This window comes from Paraburkholderia flava (assembly GCF_004359985.1).
GTDB lineage: Bacteria > Pseudomonadota > Gammaproteobacteria > Burkholderiales > Burkholderiaceae > Paraburkholderia > Paraburkholderia flava.
Genome location: NZ_SMRO01000002.1, coordinates 382251 through 399374, shown reverse-complemented (window position 1 = coordinate 399374; position 17124 = coordinate 382251). Strand labels below are relative to the sequence as shown.

Sequence of the window (17124 nt, the reverse complement as noted above, 5' to 3'; positions counted from 1 at the left end):
CGCTGCGCCGGCGGCACTTGCTTAGTCGGAGGCTTGCGTTGGCGACTGTCACTACCGTCACTACTGCCACAGGCGGAGAACTCGCAGGAAAACATCTCGTCCTCGGTCTGACGGGTGGCATCGCCTGCTACAAGATCGCCGAACTCACGCGCCTGCTCGTCAAGGCAGGTGCCACCGTGCAGATCGTGATGACCGATGCGGCAACGCAGTTCATCACGCCGGTCACGATGCAGGCGCTGTCCGGCCGGCCCGTCTACACGAGCCAGTGGGACGCGCGCATTCCGAACAACATGCCGCACATCGATCTGTCGCGCGAAGCCGATGCGATCGTGATCGCGCCGGCGTCGACGGATTTTCTCGCGAAGCTCGCGCATGGTCGCGCGGACGATCTGCTGTCCACGCTGTGTGTGGCGCGCGACTGTCCGCTGCTCGTCGTCCCCGCGATGAACCGGCAGATGTGGCAGAACCCGGCCACGCAACGCAACGTCGCGCAGCTGCGCGCGGACGGCGTCGAAGTGCTGGGTCCGGACTCCGGTCCGCAGGCGTGCGGTGAAGTCGGCGACGGCCGGATGCTCGAACCCGAAGCGACGTATGAAGCGATCGCGTCGTTCTTCCATCCGAAGCTGCTCGCCGGACATCGCGTGTTGCTCACCGCGGGCCCGACGTTCGAACCGCTCGATCCGGTGCGCGGCATCACGAATCGCTCCAGCGGCAAGATGGGCTTCGCGCTCGCGCGCGCCGCACAACAGGCGGGCGCGGACGTGCATCTGATCGCCGGTCCGGTCAGCATCGAAACACCGTGGGGCGTCTATCGAGAAGACGTGCAGACCGCGCAGCAGATGCACGACGCGGTGATGCGCGCGGTGCCCGACTACGACATCTTCATCGGCGTCGCAGCGGTCGCCGACTGGCGCGTCGATCACCCGAGCGACCACAAGATCAAGAAGACCGCCGACAAGCCGATGCCGTCGTTCACGTTCATCGAGAACCCCGACATCCTTGCAGCGGTCGCGAAGCTGCCGCATCCGCCGTTCTGCGTCGGCTTCGCGGCGGAGAGCGGCGACCTCGACGTGCACGGCGAAGAAAAGCGCGTACGCAAGAACGTGCCGCTACTGATCGGCAATCTCGGTCCGCTGACGTTCGGCCTCGACGACAACGAAGTCGTGCTATTCGAAGCAAGCGGCGCGACGAAGCTGCCGCGCGCGGACAAGCGTTCGCTCGCCGGCGCGCTGATCGCCGAAATCGCGAAGCGGCTGCCGGACACGAGCCTGATCCGCTGATCTCATCCGGAGCGGTACTGCCATGACGCGACTTTCCGTGCTCGATCAAACGCCCGTGATCGACGCGCACTCGGTAGCCGATGCGATCGCGGCCACCATCGAACTCGCCCAACTCGCCGACGACCTCGGCTACACGCGCTACTGGTGCGCCGAACACCACGGGTTGCGCGGCGTATCGAACCCGTGTCCCGAAGTCATGCTCGCGCGCCTCGGCAGCGTGACGAAGCGCATCCGCATCGGCTCCGGCGGCGTGATGCTGCCGTACTACAGCCCGTTCAAACTCGCCGAGCAGTTCATGATGCTCGAAGCGCTGTTCCCGAATCGCGTCGATCTCGGTGTCGGGCGCGCGCCCGGCGGCGACATGCGCACCGCGCAGGCCGTCGCGGCGGGCACGTACAACCGTGGCGACATTTTTCCGCAGCAGGTCGGCGAACTGGTCGGGCTGATGAACGGCACCCTGCCCGACGATCACCTCGCGCACGGCGTGCTGCTGCAACCGCAAGTCGAGACGCGACCTGAACTGTGGGTGCTCGGGTCGAGCGACTTCGGCGGGCTGCTTGCCGCGCAGCTTGGGCTGCGCTTCGCGTTCGCGCATTTCATCAACGCGCATTTCGGACATCAGGTGGCGCAGGCGTATCGCGAGCGCTTCGCTGCCGGCAACGAAGCGCGGCCGTATCTGGCGGCCGCAGTATTCGCGATCTGCGCGGACACCGAACAGGAAGCCGCCGACCTCGAAAAAGCAGTCGATCTGCGCCGCGTGCAGATGGCCTACGGACTCAACGCGCCGATTCCATCGATCGAGCAAGGCCTCGCGCAGGAATACGGCGAGCGCGAGCAACTGGTCATCGCGCGCGAAAAGCCGCGCAGCGTGATCGGCACGCCCGGCACGGTGACCGAACGGCTACTCGAGTTGAAGGACCAGTTCGAGGCCGACGAACTGATCGTGCTGACCGTCGCGGGCAGCTACCGCGCGCGACTGCGCTCGTACGAACTGCTTGCCGAAGCGTTCCAGCTGGGACGCTGAATTTTTTTCTTCACCTCCATTCCCGACCTCGCATGAAACTCGACCTGAAGATTCTCAACCCGAAGATGCGCGACCAGCTTCCGCACTACGCGACGCCGGGCAGCGCGGGCCTCGATCTGCGTGCATGTCTCGACGCGCCGCTGATCCTCGAACCGGGACAGACCGCGCTCGTGCCGACCGGCCTCGCGATCCACGTCGGCGATCCGGGCTACGCCGCGCTGATCCTGCCGCGCTCGGGCCTCGGTCATAAGCACGGCATCGTGCTGGGTAATCTGGTGGGATTGATCGATTCGGATTACCAGGGCGAGCTGATGATTTCGACGTGGAACCGCGGCCAGACCACGTTCACGCTGAATCCGTTCGAACGTCTCGCGCAACTGGTAATCGTGCCGGTCGTGCAGGCGCAGTTCAACATCGTCGACGACTTTGCGGAGAGCGCGCGCGGCGCGGGTGGATTCGGTAGTACCGGCAAGCACTGAACGTCGATACGCAGGACAAATACGCCACGCAAAAGAAAAACGGCGCGGGTTTATAGCCCGCGCCGTTTTTTATTGCTGCTCTTGAAGCTTATTCGGCCTCGACCGCTTCCGGATTCGGACTGCCCGGCTCCGAATGCTCGTCGAACGTCAGCTGCACCTTGTCGTTGCCATCGACGTCGACCGTCACGCGGCCGCCCGTCACCAGCTTGCCGAACAGCAACTCGTCGGCGAGCGCGCGACGGATCGTGTCCTGGATCAGGCGCTGCATCGGACGTGCACCCATCAACGGATCGAAACCGTGCTTCGCAAGATGCGCGCGCAGCGCGTCGGTGAAGAGCGCGTCGACCTTCTTCTCGTGCAGCTGGTCTTCGAGCTGCATCAGGAACTTGTCGACCACGCGCATGATGATTTCTTCATCGAGCGAGCGGAAGCTGATCGTCGCGTCCAGACGGTTACGGAACTCCGGCGTGAACATCCGCTTGATATCGGCCATTTCGTCGCCGGTTTCGCGGCGCGTCGTGAAACCGATCGTCGACTTCTGCATCGACTCGGCGCCCGCATTCGTCGTCATGATGATGATGACGTTGCGGAAGTCCGCCTTGCGGCCGTTGTTGTCGGTCAGCGTGCCGTGGTCCATCACCTGCAGCAGCACGTTGTAGATGTCCGGATGCGCCTTCTCGATTTCGTCGAGCAGCAGCACGCAGTGCGGCTTCTTCGTGACGGCTTCGGTCAGCAAACCACCCTGATCGAACCCGACGTAGCCCGGCGGCGCGCCAATCAAACGGCTCACCGCATGACGCTCCATGTATTCCGACATGTCGAAGCGCAGCAGTTCGATGCCCATCGTGAACGCGAGCTGCCGCGCCACTTCGGTCTTGCCGACACCGGTCGGGCCCGAGAACAGGAACGCGCCGATCGGCTTGTCCGTCTTGCCGAGGCCCGCGCGCGCCATCTTGATCGCGGCCGACAGCGCATCGATGGCCGGGTCTTGTCCGAACACGACGCTCTTCAGATCGCGATCGAGCGTCTGCAGCTTGCTGCGGTCGTCCTGCGACACGCTCTGCGGAGGGATGCGCGCGATCTTCGAAATGATTTCCTCGATCTCGCCCTTGCCGATCGTCTTCTTCTGCTTCGACTTCGGCAGGATGCGTTGCGCCGCACCGGCTTCGTCGATCACGTCGATCGCCTTGTCCGGCAGATGACGGTCGGTGATGAAGCGCGCCGACAGCTCCGCCGCCGCCGACAGCGCACCCGACGAATACTTCACGCCGTGGTGCTCTTCGAAGCGCGACTTCAAGCCACGCAGGATCGCCACCGTTTGTTCGACGGTCGGCTCGGTCACATCGACTTTCTGGAAGCGGCGCGACAGCGCTGCGTCCTTCTCGAAGATGCCGCGATATTCGGTGAACGTCGTCGCGCCGATGCACTTCAACACACCCGACGACAACGCCGGCTTCAGCAGATTCGATGCATCGAGCGTGCCGCCCGACGCAGCACCTGCGCCGATCAGCGTATGGATTTCGTCGATGAACAGAATGGCGTGCGGCCGTTCCTTCAGTTCCTTCAACACCGTCTTCAGGCGTTGCTCGAAATCGCCGCGATACTTCGTGCCGGCGAGCAGCGCGCCCATATCGAGCGAATAGACCTGCGCATCCGCAAGAATGTCCGGCACTTCGCCGCGCGTGATCCGATACGCAAGACCTTCGGCGATCGCCGTCTTGCCGACGCCCGCTTCACCGACCAGCAGCGGATTGTTCTTGCGACGACGGCACAGCACCTGAACGACGCGCTCGACTTCCGCTTCGCGTCCGATCAGCGGATCGATGCGGCCGTCCTTTGCCATCTGGTTCAGGTTCTGCGTGAACTGCGCGAGCGGCGTTTCCTTCTGCGCACCGGCTTCGTCGGACTCGGCATTCGCGTCGCTCGCTTTCGCGGCGTCGGTGCTGTTCGTCTTCGCGATGCCATGCGAAATGAAATTCACGACGTCGAGCCGCGTGACGCCCTGCTGCTGCAGGTAGTACACCGCGTGAGAATCCTTCTCGCCGAAGATCGCAACCAGCACGTTCGCGCCGGTCACTTCCTTCTTGCCGTTCGACGTGGACTGCACATGCATGATGGCGCGCTGGATCACACGCTGAAAACCGAGCGTGGGCTGCGTGTCGACGTCGTCCGTGCCAGGCACGGTCGGCGTGTTGTCATGAATGAAGTTGCGCAGGTTCTGACGCAGATCCTCGATGTTGGCCGCGCATGCGCGCAACACCTCAGCCGCCGTCGGATTGTCCAACAGCGCCAGCAAAAGATGTTCGACCGTGATGAACTCGTGCCTGGCCTGGCGTGCTTCCATGAACGCCATGTGCAGGCTGACTTCCAGTTCCTGGGCAATCATGCTTCCTCCATCACACACTGCAGCGGATGCCCGGCCTGCCGTGCGTGGGTAACGACTTGCTCGACTTTGGTCGACGCGATGTCCCGCGTATAGACCCCACAGACTCCCCTACCTTCGCGATGTACCTTCAACATAACCTGCGTTGCGGTTTCACGATCTTTATTGAAATACTCCTGCACGATCATCACGACAAATTCCATCGGCGTGAAGTCGTCATTCAGCAGCACCACCTTATACATGGCCGGCGGTTTTAGCTTCTGTTCCTGCCGCTCCAGTACGGTGCCATCCTGCTTGTCCGGAATAATCGCCATACACCCATTCTAAACAACTCGGACAGGCCCGCAATCCTGCCAAAACCCCCAGCCAGCTGGCCGGTGAACGTTGCCCGGAGGCCCTGCGGCCAGCATTGCCGGCGCGAGCGTTCCGCGACGAGCCGAGTGCGGTGCCGGCCCTCCCGAAAGTCGTTGCTGCATTCGTCAAACCATCGTCGGATCGAGTATCGCATAACCCGCCGGAAGCGGCTGGCGGCTCCGCGTTCCTCCGCGACCCGCTACGCAGCATGTGAGTCGATTATGCGACTTTTCAAGACCGCCCGCTCGTACGGCCGCACATAAGAAAAGCGGGAAAAACCCTGAAAATGGGATTCACGCAACGGCCCGCAGCGTGTCTCAAAATTTTCTTGACACTCGAATTAAGAGCCTCAACAATCAAGCTGGCACTTTTTTCAACCAGCAATTATTTCGAAAAAATGCCGATGGTGAGCTTGTGAGGAGGGGACGGCTGCAAACTGCGGTCGTTAAGCTTTTCGAGCGTGCTCGTGGTGGGAACATGAGTTACAGGGGAAGTTGGTATGTCAACTGGTACAGTCAAATGGTTCAATGACGCGAAAGGTTTCGGATTCATTACGCCCGACGAAGGCGGTGAGGATCTGTTCGCGCACTTTTCGGCTATCACGATGAACGGGTTCAAAACCCTCAAGGAAGGCCAGAAGGTGAGTTTCGACGTCGTGCAGGGCCCCAAAGGCAAACAGGCATCGAACATCCAGGCCGCCGCCTGACTCCGTTCGATACCCGTACCTCTGAAACCCGGCTTCATGCCGGGTTTTTTCATTTTGCGTTCACATAGGGCGCGACGCTCAGATCACTCAGATCACCTTGAGCGTGGCCATCATTCCGAGGTCCTCGTGCTCGAGGATGTGACAGTGGAACATGCGCTCGCCCGCCATCCGCTGCACCGTCGCGATGCGCACGATCTCGTCGGGCTCGACGTTCACCGTGTCGCGCCACGCGCGATACGGCTCGGACGTCGCAACACCGCCCCGCACCCGCTCGACCACCTGAAACTGCGTGCCGTGCAGATGGAACGGATGATCCATGTCGGTGCGATTTTCGATTGACCAGATTTCCACGTCGTCGCGCCGGCTCGTCAGCGTGACGCGAGATGGATCGAACGTCGCGCCGTTGATCATGAAGGACATGCCGGCGGGCATCCCGTGCACGGACGCGCCGGGTTTATGCATCGCGGCCATGTCCATCTTCTCGGAAAACACGACCGATTTTTTTGCAACCGACGTGCCCAGCGGTTCGATCGTGCGCAATATCGCGGGTAATGCTCGTGGTGTCGCAGCGGCAGCATCGGCACCGGCCGACGGTGCGAATTCGATGTCGGCGAGCGCATGCGCGGGATCGGCGGGCAGACTGCCGTGCGACATTGCCATCTTGCGGCGATCGTAGACATCGGCGGTGAGCACCACCTGTTGCGGCTTCGTGCCGGCGCGCACGATCAGCTCCGCGCGCTCGCCCGGCGCGAGCAGCAGGTCGGTCAGACCGTCGCGCGAACGCTCCAGCAAACCGCCGTCGGTGCCGACCTGCGCGAACGGCACACCCAGCGACAACCGAAGATAGCGCGCATTGCAGCCGTTCCACACACGCCAGCGCTCGTCGTTTGCGACGACGATGCGCGGCCGCCGAGCGCCGTTGACCAGCACGAACTGGCCTTCGCGGCCGTTCATCCAGTCCATCATGTCGTTCGGCGGAATCGTGCCGTCGGCGGACAGCTTCAGATCCGAGAAGAACAGATGACGCTCAGGCCAGCCGGCGAGCGGATCGTTAGCAGCGCGCACGACGATCGGACCGGCCAGCCCGCGAAACACCTGCTCGGCGGACATCATGTGCGGATGCGGGTGATACCAGTACGTTCCCGCGCTGCCGGGCGGCAGCGTGAAACGGTAGACGTGCGTCGCGCCCGGCGCGACCGGATCGGAAGGATTGCCGTCCTGATCGGGCGGCACGGGCAAGCCGTGCCAATGAATTGTCGACGGCTGTGCAAGCCGGTTGATGAAGTGGATCTCGACGGTGTCGCCCTCGCGTACGTCGATCAGCGGACCGACGATGGGACCCTGCGATGTCGCGTCGGTCGTCGGGTCGTACTGCCAGAACGTCGTGGGTTTGCCGCTGCCCGCGAGCACATTGCGCTGGACCGGATGCGCGACGAGCGTCGCGCGAAACACACCTGGCTCGCGGCTCTCGTTGGCAAGGATGCGCAGCGATGCGAGCGGACGGCCTGCCGGCAGCGCATCGACCGCAGCGAGCGGCGCAGGCGCGTGTGCGGCGGCGCTCGTCTTCGGCGTCATGCCGGGCATTCCGGCCATGCCTTCCATCCCTTCCATGCCGGCCATATCGTGCATGCCCTGCATGCCGTGCGACGCCTGCTGCGCACACGCGCCACGACCGGCTAGCGTTGCCACCGCCGCAGCCAGCGTGCGAACCATAAATTCTCTGCGGATCATCGATCGATTCCTCTTTGCTCGCGCACGCGGCTGCCGCTCGGGCAATGTCGCGTGCGCATTCGTTCATTCGGGAAACGGCCAGCGACTGCGCGAGCGCGCGGTCGGCCGTCGTCGTTGCGGCGCGCCGCAGCTGTTGCGTGATTGCGTGACATCGATCACGCGCCCAAGCAGGCGACACACACGTAAGTCAAACGATCGGCGGACGCAGCGGCGGCGCGTGCGAAATGCCTGCGCGATAAGGACCAGTAGCGGAAGACGGCAACGATGCATCGGGCGTCCACGGTTCGAAGCGCCACGCGACAAACAATGCGCCGCAATGCGCACCGCACATCGTCGCGCAACACGACGCGTGACCGCATACACAGTGGAGCATGTCGCAATGCGCGGACAGATGTGACACGCGGTGCTCGTGTTCCGCCGTCGCGATGCGATGAGAGACCTGCGCACCGTTGTTGACGGCGATACGCTGCACGTCTTGTTCGTGTGCGGACACGCGCTGCGTGAACAGCAGCGCGATCGACAGCACAACGAGGATTCGCCACAACGAAGACATGCGACGGGAAAGTGGAAAGTGAAAAAGGCGTGCGGCCATCATACCGCAGCGCGCCGCCGCAGCCGGTCGACCGCCGCAACGCAACTATCGCGACCGTCGCACGATGAGCGACGCAAGAAAAAAACCCCAGCGAGTCACCCCGCCAGGGTTTCAAAGCCAGCCACGGGTCAGGCTGCTGGCCACCACTCCCACCACACCCGCGCTTCGAACCCGCGCGGATGCAGTGCGTCGATTCAACGCTTCAAGGCTGCGGCGTCGCGAGTGCCTTCGTATAGTCCGCGCCCGGTCCGGACGGCGGCGCGAGCGCGGCGCCGGTCGCCCAGTCGGTCGGCGTCGCCGACAGCGTGTAGGTCAACGTACCGCCGTTCGCAATTGCCGCGAGCGGCAGCCACGATCCCTGATACGTCTTGCCGTTCAGCTGCACCGACTTGATGTACGGCTTTGTGTTCAACAACGCTTCGTCGTCGGCTTCGATGCGCAGCTTCTTCGTGCCGTCGGCGAGCCACACGGTCATCCCCTTGAACTGCGGCGTCGACATCGCGAGACCGGGTGCCGACGGAATCACCGGATACAGCCCGAGGCTCGCCCACAGATACCAGCCGGACGTCGCGCCCATGTCGTCGTTGCCGGGCAGGCCGCCTGGGTCGTTGGCGAAGGTCTGCTGCATCACGATCGGGATCACACGCTGCGTGAGCTGCGGCGTGCCGGTCCAGTTGTAGGCCCACGGCGTTTGCAACGACGGCTCGTTACCAATGTACAGCGTGCTGCCGCCCTCTCCGCTGTTCAGCGTTTGCGGACTTGGCAGCGCGCCGCCATACGGATTGCTCGCGTCCAGTCCGAACAGCGCATTCAGCTGCGTGATCGCCGCCGTGTTGCCGCCGAGCGCCGCGTTCAGCGCCGTGTAGTCGTGGCCGATCGTCCAGATGTAGTTCGGCTCGGTCGATTCGTGGAAGCCGCCGTTCTGCGGATCGTTGAACACCCATTGCCCGCTCGAAGTCTTCGGCACGAGTCCCTTCGTCACGCCGAAGTAGTTCTGGCTCGCGGGAATGTTCGCGTCGAAGATGTTGGCCCAGGCGGCGGCCCGTTTGTGCAACGTCGTGACAGTGCTTGCATCGCCGGTCTGGCCGAGCGCGGCAAGGAAGTTGCCGATCGATTCGTCCGTCGTGCCCATCTCCAGGGTGACAGAACCCGAGTGATGATTGACCGAAAGATCGGTGGAAACGTAGCCGTTCTTCAGATAGAAACTACCGACGCTGCTCGACCCGTTCGTCCAGTCGACGCTCGGCTGGTCGTTGCACTGACCTTCGACAAACGCACTGCCCGGACCGCCCGTGCCGAACGCCGATTGCAGCATGTACTTGCGCGCGGTCGTCGTATCGAACGAACGCGCGCCGAACGCGTAAGCACCCGCGATCACGTTCGGCGCGTGGTCGCCTTCCATCGGCCTGGTGTCGTCGCTGCCGTCGACCCAGTGCGGGAGCGCGCCGCATTGCTTCGCGTCGGCGACGAGCGACTGCATCATGTCGCTCGTTTCGGTCGGAAACAGCAGCGCCTGCAATTGCGTCTCCGAACGATACGTGTCCCACATCGAGAAGCCTGAGTAGTGCGCCTTGTACGCATTCGCGTTGCCGGGCACCGGATATTGCGAGACGTTTGCGGTCGGACGTCCCGGTGCCGTGTTGCCGGGCGCGCCAAGATTGGCCTGCTGCATGCTTCGGTAATCGCCGTTGACGTCGCTATAGATCGTGGGGCCCGTCATCGTGTGATAGAGCGCCGTGTAGAACTGCGTCACGTAGTTGGTCGCGGCCTGCGCCTTCGAACCGAGACTCGTGATCGCGCCACTCTGCGCAAGATCGAGCTGCACGGTGTTGAGCCGGTGATTCCAGATCGCATCCTGATTCGTGCGAACGGTATCGAACGACCAGTTCGGGTTTTCCGTCGTCAGATTCAGCTTCGCGTTGGTGACGCTGACCGACGAGATACCGACCTTGACCTGCACGACCGTCGCGGCACCGGCAGCCGCGGGCTGGAACGTAAGCGTCGCGACGCCGTTCGACGACTTGGTCTTCGTCGGATCGAACGCGGTATCGAAGACGATGTAGAAGTACACCGGCTTGTACCAGGTCCCGCCGCAGAACGCACCGACCACCGTTTGACCGGACACCACACCGGCCGTTGTATCGACGGCGATGTTCACGAGCGATGACGACACACCGCTCTTCATTCCGTTGCTCTTCAGCGCGTTGACGACAAGCGTCGGCGTCGACCCCGCCGGGAAGGTCAAGCGAGCCATGCCGGTGCGCGTCGTCGCGGTGAATTCGTTGACGATGCCGTTGCCGGTCTTCACCTTGTAGTAGCCAGGCGATGCGCTTTCGTCCGCATGCGAGAAGGTCAGTTGGCCCCCACCGGGGATCATCGCGACCGCGCCCTGCCCCCGGCAGCCTGGACCATTCAGATGCGTGAGGCTGAAGAAGTCGATGCTCGAATCTTCATAGAAGTAACCGCCCGAGCCCGCCCCGTACGGCGACCTGCTGCCGGGTGTGTCCGGACCGAAGCTCACCATGCCGAACGGCGTCTGCGCTCCCGGGTTGAGGTTGCCGGGATAGCCCGAGAGACCCGTATCCGGCGTATCGGTGCCGATGAACACGTTGACGAATTTCGTCAGGCCGGCAATGTCGGTGCGGGTCACCGGAGGCGTGACCACCGGCGGGTTGCTGCCGGTCGAATTACCGCCAGAGCCAACCGGCGTTCCCGCGCCTCCGCTTACCGACCCTGCTCCGTTACTCCCGCTCGTATGCGTCGCGGACTGCGACGATCCAACGTCGCCTCCGCAACCCGTGAGTGCCGCCATGCTCGCGACGACTATCGCGAGCTTCAGCAGATTTTTCATGTCCACCTCCCTGTTTAATGCATCGGTACGATGTCGCTCGACGATCGCGACGACCCGCACGCTTTGCCGCGTGCGGGGTCGTGTCCGATGCTGTTTGTCGATCGTTGTTTTTAGAAGTACGGCAGTCGGTGCCGCGACTACTGCGAACCCGACGCAGCCGGAGCCGCAAACGAAGGCGGCGCATCCGAAGCCTGCGTGCCCCACGTCGACGGCGCGGTGCCCATCGTGAATTTCATCGACGCGCCGTTCGTCAGTGCATCGAGCGACAGCCACGTGCTCGTGTGAGCCGCACCATCGATGCTCAGGCTCTGCACATAGTTCGACGTCGACGACGCGCCGGGCGCATCGATCTGCAACGTCTTGCCGTTACCGAGCCTCACCGCAATCGAGTCGAACTGCGGACTGCCGATCGCGAGCCCGCCGACACCCGGAATCTCCGGATACAACCCCAGCGCACCCCACACGTACCATCCCGACACCGCGCCGAGATCGTCGTTTCCCGGCAGGCCATCGGGCTTCGTGCTGAAGACGGTCGTCATGATCTGGCGGACGACGCGCTGCGTGCCCGATGGCGAACCCGCCCAGTTGTAGAGCCACGGCACCGTGAAGGTCGGTTCGTTGCCCATGTAGAAGTTGGGCTGCGTGGTGCCCGCATTGAGTTGCGAGAAGAACTTGTCGAGCCGCGCGACGACGACCGCATTTCCGCCGAGTTTCGCGAACAGCCCGCCGACGTCGTGCGGCACCATCCACGTGTACTGCTCCGCGTTGCCTTCGACGTACGCGCTGTTGTCCGGCGAGAGCCAGTTGCCGCTGTCGTCGCGTGGCGTGATCAGCGGCGGCGTCGCGGACGTGTTGAGCAGATTCGCCCAGTAGCCGGAACGTTGCAGTTCGGTCGTCTGGAACGCCGTATTGCCGAGCGCACCGGCGAACTGCGCCATCGCGAAGTCAGTGCTCGCGTATTCGAGTGTGGACGACGCAGGTCCCCAGCCATTTTCGTCCTCTGTCATGTAGTGATACTTCAGGTAGCTGCCGCGTCCTTCGGCGGTCGTGTCGCCCTGGCATTTAGTGCCCGGCACGTTCGCGACGGTCATCATGTGTTTCAGTGCGCCCTGCGTATCGAAGTCCTTCGCGCCGAACGCGTACCCGCCCGCGACCATCAACGAACCGGAATCGCCCGGCATCACACCGGTCTCGACGTTGTAGTTGACCCAGCGCGGAATCGCGCCGCACTGGTCGGCGTCGTTGATCAGCGACTGCATCATGTCGCTGGTTTCCTGCGGGAACAGCAGCGCCTTCAACGGAATCAGCGAGCGGTAGATGTCCCAGCCGGAGTAGTTGGTGTATTGCGCGTGGCCGGCGGCGACCTTATGAGTCTTCTGGTCGAAGCCGATGTAGCTGCCGTCGACATCGCTGAACACGCTCGGCGACCACTGCGTGTGATACAGCGCGGTGTAGAACTTCTTCTTGTCGTCGTCGGTGCCGCCTGTCACCTGAATTGCGTTGAGGCGGCTGTTCCATGTTGCGTCGGCGGCTTTGCGGGTTGCGTCGAAGTCCCACTTCAGATCTTTCGTCTCGGTGGTCAGGTTCAGCTTCGCATGGTCCTTCACAAACGAGATGCCGATTTTCATCTGCACCGTTGCGCCGGGTGCAAAATGCAACTCGGCCTTGCCGTTCTCAATCGGCGACGCTGCATCGAACGGCTGATCGAACACCGCATCGAAATAGACGGTGACCGGCGTGGTGTGATTGCAGAAACCCTGGCTCGTCGTACTGCCTTGCAGTTCGTTCGCGGAGATGCCCGTCACGGTGCCGGTCGTGTGCGACTTCGTGTTGGTGCTCGTCGCGTCGAGCACGAGAATCGACGGTTGCCCAGCGGGGTACGTGAAGCGTCCGAAGCCAGTACGCAGCGTCGCGGTCAGTTCGACCTTGATGCCGTTGTCGAGCTTGACCGAGTAATAACCCGGCGCCGCGTGCTCGTTGTCGTGACTGAAGCCGGGCAGGAGCTTGCCGGTGTCGGTCCTCGGCATCACCGGGAATTCGCCGCCGTTGCCGCCGCAGCCGGCGCCGCTCATATGCATCAGGCTGAAGCCCTTGATCGTCTTCAGATCGTAGTAGTAGCCGGCGGGCGAACCGGGTTCGGCGCTGGTCGACGGGGCTGGCGTGGTGTTCGTGTCGGGTGCCCACTGCACCATTCCGTTAGGCAGTCCCGCAGCAGGTATCACGCTGCCGGCCTGACCCGCGGGCACCGGGTTCGGCGAGTTGCTCGCGAGCGTGCCGATCAATGGATCGACGTATTGGGTCAGTTGCAGATCCTTCGCGACCACCACCGGCGACGATGCGCCACTCGCTGGCGCGCCGGTCGCGGGTGCTGTGCTGTTCGCCGGCGTATCGATCGATGGACTCACGGCGTTGCCGGTGCGAATGGCCGTGCTGTCGACGCCGCCTCCGCATGCGCTCATTAATGCCGCCGTGATGGCGGCGGCGGACACGCGCAGTATCAGTGTGCGTATTGGTTTCATCCTCGTCTCCTGGCCAGCTGTCGACCAGAGTTAGCGCTTTAGCGCTTACTCTGGTCCCATGCACAGCGGTCGGCGGCGCCCATTCCTCGCGCCACCTCATTGTTTTGTCCGTCCGGTCTGCTCTCAATCACAGCAGCCGGACTTCTCCCTAGCACTTCTCACTGTTACTCACCCACTGCTGCGGCGTCACGCGCGGCCGCTCTATTCCACGAGCGACCGCACGCGATCCGACGACGCCACCATCACGTCCCAACCGCCATCCCGAACACGTGCATCTTTCCGGTATTCACCTGCCGGGGCAGCGTCACGCTGGCGACGGTCTTGCCCGCCGTCAGCGGCACCTTGACCGCGAACACATAGGTCTTCGTGTTGTCCTTCTGGCCGCTGCCGGTGTCGCGATACGGCATCGTCAGCGCGATGTCGGCGCTCGCGGTCTTGCTGCCGCCGTTGAGCGTCCAGTCGTCGAATGCGAGCGTGAAGGTCGACGACGTACCGTCCGAATAATTGACACGCGCGGTGCCGCTGCTCGGCCCGTTGTTCGAAGCGCCCAGCACGACGAGATTGCTACCGGGCTGTGCGGGGCTCAGCGTGATCGTCTGTCCGACCGCGACGGCGTTATCGAGCATCGATCCGCCCGACGCCGTGAAGGTCGCGCCGTCGAACGAGAACGCCTGGTCCGCTTTCCAGCCGGCCGCCGCCATCGCCGCCGACGAGTACGCGTACAGACCGCCGTCGAAATCCGCGCCGGTGCCGTCGGTGTTTGCGCTGCCATCGGTGGCGATGCCGTGGTTATTGAACGCATCGGCGACGTTCAGCGCGACCGGCACGCCGAACGAAGGCGGCGCGTCCTTTGCTGCCGTGCCCCAGCTCGACGCCGCCGAACCCATCGTGAAGTTCATCGTCGCGCCGTTGCTCAGCGCGGCGAGCGGCAGCCACGTGCTGGTCTGCGCGGTGCCGTTCACCGTGAGGCTCTGGATGTAGTTCGAAGCGGGCGCATCGGGTGCCGAAATCTTCAGCATCTTGCCGTTGCCGAGACGCACCGCGATCGCCGGGAACTGCGGACTGCCGATCGCAAAACCGCCGACCGCCGGAATCTCCGGATACAGCCCGAGCGCACCCCACACATACCAGCCCGACACAGCGCCGAGATCGTCATTGCCGGGCAAGCCATCGGGCTGCGTGCTGAATGCCGTGTTCATGATCTGCTGGACGACGTTCTGCGTACCGGACGGCGAACCGGCCCAGTTGTACAGCCACGGCACTTCGAAAGTCGGCTCGTTGCCCATGTAGAAATTGGGCAGGCTCATGCCGGCGTTGAGCACGGTGAAGAAGTTGTTCAGACGCGGCACGACGACGCTGTTGCCGCCGAGTTGTCCGAAGAGGCCGGCGGGGTCGAACGGCACCATCCATGTGTACTGTTCGGCGTTGCCTTCGACGTAGTTGTCGGTGCTCGAAGGGTCCTCCGAGGTCCAGCTGCCGTCGCCGTTTCGTGCAGCGAGAAGCGGTGTTGCGAGCGACGTGTTCAGCACGTACTGCCAGTAGGCCGAGCGGCTGAGCATCATCTTCTGGATCGCAGTGTTGCCGAGTGCACCAGCGAGGCTCGAGATCGCGAAATGGCTGCTCGTGTATTCGAGATTCGTCGACGCTCCGCCCCACACGCCGTCGCCAGGCACCAGATGACCTTGGCCCAGGAAGTCGTTCAGACCACCGTAGCTCGTCATCCCGGATTGCTGGCATGCAGTGCCAGGAATGTTCGCCATCTTGATCATGTGCTTCAGCGCGCCTTGCGCGTCGAACGCCGTCGCGCCGAACGCATAGCCTCCCGCGACCATCGCCGAGCCTGCATCGCCCGGCATCACGCCGTCTTCGACGTTGTCGTTGACCCAGTGCGGAATCGCGCCGCACTGATCGGCGTCGTTCACGAGCGACTGCATCATGTCGCTGGTTTCCTGAGGGAACAACACCGCCTTCAACGGAATCAGCGAGCGATAGACGTCCCAGCCCGAAAAGCTCGTGTACTGCGCGTGACCCGATGCGACGGTATGAACCGTGTTGTCGAACCCCTGGTACTGACCGTTTGCATCGCTGAACACGCTCGGTGCCCACAGCGCGTGATAGAGCGCGGTGTAGAACTTCGTCATCGAATCAGGCGTGCCGCCGGTCACCTGAATCGCGTTCAGGCGCGAGTTCCATGCGCTGTCGGCGAGCGTCTTGATGCCGTCGAAATCCCACGCGGAGTTTTCTTTCGCGAGATTGTCCTGTGCGTTTGTGGTGCTCACGTACGAGATGCCGATCTTCATCAACACGGTTGCGCCCGGTTTGAAGTTCAACACCGCGCGGCCGTTGCTGAACGACGACGTCGTATCGAACGGCTGGCTGAACTGCGCGTAGAAGTAGACCGGCACCTGAGTCGAGTTGCCGCAGAAGCCACCGCCGGTCGTGCTGCCGGAGATCGTGTCGGTGGCCACTTTCGTCACCGAACCAGCTACCTGCGAATTCGTGTTGGTGTGCGTGGTGTCGAGCACGACGATCGACGGCTTCGCAGCCGGATACGTGAAGCGTCCGAAGCCCGTGCGCAGCGTCGCGGTGAGTTCGACCTTGACGCCGCTGTCCAGCACGACCGAGTAGAAGCCGGCCGCCGCGTGTTCGTTGGTGTGCTTGAACGAAGGCGCGAGCTGGGTCGCATCGGTGGTCGGCATGACGGGGAACTCGCCGTCGTTGCCCGAGCAGCCGGCGCCGCTCATGTGTGTGAGGCTGAAGCCCTGGATGTTCGACAGGTCGTAGTAGTAGCCCGCGGGAGAGCCGGGCTCCTTGCTGTTCGACGGTGCCGTGCCGGTGTTCGTGTCCGGTGCCCATTGCACCATGCCCGACGGCAGACCCGCTGCCGGCACTACGCTGCCGGCCTGTCCGGCAGGCACCGGGTTCGGCGAATTGCTCGCGAGCGTGCCGATCAGCGGATTCACGTACTGGGTCAACGCGAGGTTGGCGGGCGGTGCCGTGTCGGTACCGCTGCCGCTGCTACCGCCGGTGCTGCTGCTTCCCGTGCTGCCGCCTGCCGATCCGGACTGCGCGGATCCGCTGCCGGTCACCACGGGCGTCGTCGCAGCCTGACCGCTGCCCGAATGCACGTCGCCGCCGCATCCTGCCAATGCACCGAGCATTAACAGGGCCGCAAATATCTCCTGATTTCTTTTCACTGCCGTCT

10 protein-coding genes and 1 pseudogene are annotated in these 17124 nt (G+C 63.4%); 4 read left to right on the top strand and 7 right to left on the bottom strand.

Annotated features, from left to right (window positions below; genetic code table 11):
• Nucleotides 1–38: 38 nt before the first annotated feature.
• Genes coaBC through dut form a run of 3 tightly spaced genes read left to right on the top strand, consistent with a single transcriptional unit; the run spans nt 39 to nt 2783 of the window.
• Nucleotides 39–1280 (top strand): bifunctional phosphopantothenoylcysteine decarboxylase/phosphopantothenate--cysteine ligase CoaBC, encoded by a 1242-nt coding sequence (coaBC, locus tag E1748_RS13120; RefSeq protein WP_133647669.1) that lies wholly within the window; start codon nt 39–41, stop codon nt 1278–1280.
• 22 nt (nt 1281–1302) lie between these two features.
• Entirely contained in the window at nt 1303–2304 is a 1002-nt protein-coding gene (locus E1748_RS13115) for an LLM class flavin-dependent oxidoreductase (RefSeq protein WP_133647668.1), read from the top strand.
• Between the two features lie 32 nt (nt 2305–2336).
• Complete coding sequence (gene dut, locus E1748_RS13110; protein ID WP_133647667.1) at nt 2337–2783, top strand: dUTP diphosphatase; 447 nt, start codon at nt 2337–2339, stop codon at nt 2781–2783.
• Nucleotides 2784–2871: 88 nt separating this feature from the next.
• On the opposite strand, the gene clpA is transcribed toward dut, so the two are convergent.
• On the bottom strand, nt 2872–5169 hold the full coding sequence (gene clpA / locus E1748_RS13105; RefSeq protein WP_133647666.1) for an ATP-dependent Clp protease ATP-binding subunit ClpA: 2298 nt from the start codon (nt 5167–5169) through the stop codon (nt 2872–2874).
• Nucleotides 5166–5480: an ATP-dependent Clp protease adapter ClpS gene (gene clpS, locus E1748_RS13100; protein ID WP_090528410.1), complete on the bottom strand. Its 315-nt coding sequence runs from the start codon at nt 5478–5480 to the stop codon at nt 5166–5168. Before clpS ends, clpA begins: the two co-directional genes overlap by 4 nt.
• A gap of 539 nt (nt 5481–6019) precedes the next feature.
• Between clpS and E1748_RS13095 the strand changes: the two genes are divergently transcribed.
• Entirely contained in the window at nt 6020–6226 is a 207-nt protein-coding gene (locus tag E1748_RS13095) for a cold-shock protein (protein ID WP_133647665.1), read from the top strand.
• 87 nt (nt 6227–6313) lie between these two features.
• Here the strand turns inward: E1748_RS13095 and E1748_RS13090 are convergent, their stop codons facing one another.
• The 5 genes and pseudogenes from E1748_RS13090 to E1748_RS13070 all read right to left on the bottom strand — a co-directional run bounded on the left by E1748_RS13090 (nt 6314) and on the right by E1748_RS13070 (nt 17080).
• Nucleotides 6314–7957: a multicopper oxidase family protein gene (locus E1748_RS13090; RefSeq protein ID WP_133647664.1), complete on the bottom strand. Its 1644-nt coding sequence runs from the start codon at nt 7955–7957 to the stop codon at nt 6314–6316.
• Nucleotides 7958–8144: 187 nt separating this feature from the next.
• The gene (locus tag E1748_RS13085; protein ID WP_133647663.1) at nt 8145–8501 is read right to left on the bottom strand and encodes a hypothetical protein; all 357 of its coding nucleotides are present in this window, start codon (nt 8499–8501) and stop codon (nt 8145–8147) included.
• 250 nt (nt 8502–8751) lie between these two features.
• Entirely contained in the window at nt 8752–11400 is a 2649-nt protein-coding gene (locus E1748_RS13080; protein WP_133647662.1) for a GH92 family glycosyl hydrolase, read from the bottom strand.
• 152 nt (nt 11401–11552) lie between these two features.
• A pseudogene (locus tag E1748_RS13075) lies at nt 11553–13919 on the bottom strand (GH92 family glycosyl hydrolase); the annotation flags it as partial.
• Between the two features lie 242 nt (nt 13920–14161).
• Nucleotides 14162–17080 carry a GH92 family glycosyl hydrolase gene (locus E1748_RS13070; protein ID WP_133649345.1) on the bottom strand — a complete coding sequence of 973 codons (2919 nt, stop codon included), beginning with the start codon at nt 17078–17080 and terminating at the stop codon, nt 14162–14164.
• Nucleotides 17081–17124: the final 44 nt, after the last annotated feature.

Excerpts from the sequence above, each read along its gene's own strand:
- E1748_RS13095 (WP_133647665.1), top strand. The coding sequence starts at position 6,020 with ATGTCAACTGGTACAGTCAAATGGTTCAATGACGCGAAAGGTTTCGGA.
- E1748_RS13090 (WP_133647664.1), bottom strand. The coding sequence starts at position 7,957 with ATGATCCGCAGAGAATTTATGGTTCGCACGCTGGCTGCGGCGGTGGCA.
- clpS (WP_090528410.1), bottom strand. The coding sequence starts at position 5,480 with ATGGCGATTATTCCGGACAAGCAGGATGGCACCGTACTGGAGCGGCAG.
- dut (WP_133647667.1), top strand. The coding sequence starts at position 2,337 with ATGAAACTCGACCTGAAGATTCTCAACCCGAAGATGCGCGACCAGCTT.
- clpA (WP_133647666.1), bottom strand. The coding sequence starts at position 5,169 with ATGATTGCCCAGGAACTGGAAGTCAGCCTGCACATGGCGTTCATGGAA.
- E1748_RS13115 (WP_133647668.1), top strand. The coding sequence starts at position 1,303 with ATGACGCGACTTTCCGTGCTCGATCAAACGCCCGTGATCGACGCGCAC.
- E1748_RS13080 (WP_133647662.1), bottom strand. The coding sequence starts at position 11,400 with ATGAAAAATCTGCTGAAGCTCGCGATAGTCGTCGCGAGCATGGCGGCA.
- E1748_RS13070 (WP_133649345.1), bottom strand. The coding sequence starts at position 17,080 with ATGCTCGGTGCATTGGCAGGATGCGGCGGCGACGTGCATTCGGGCAGC.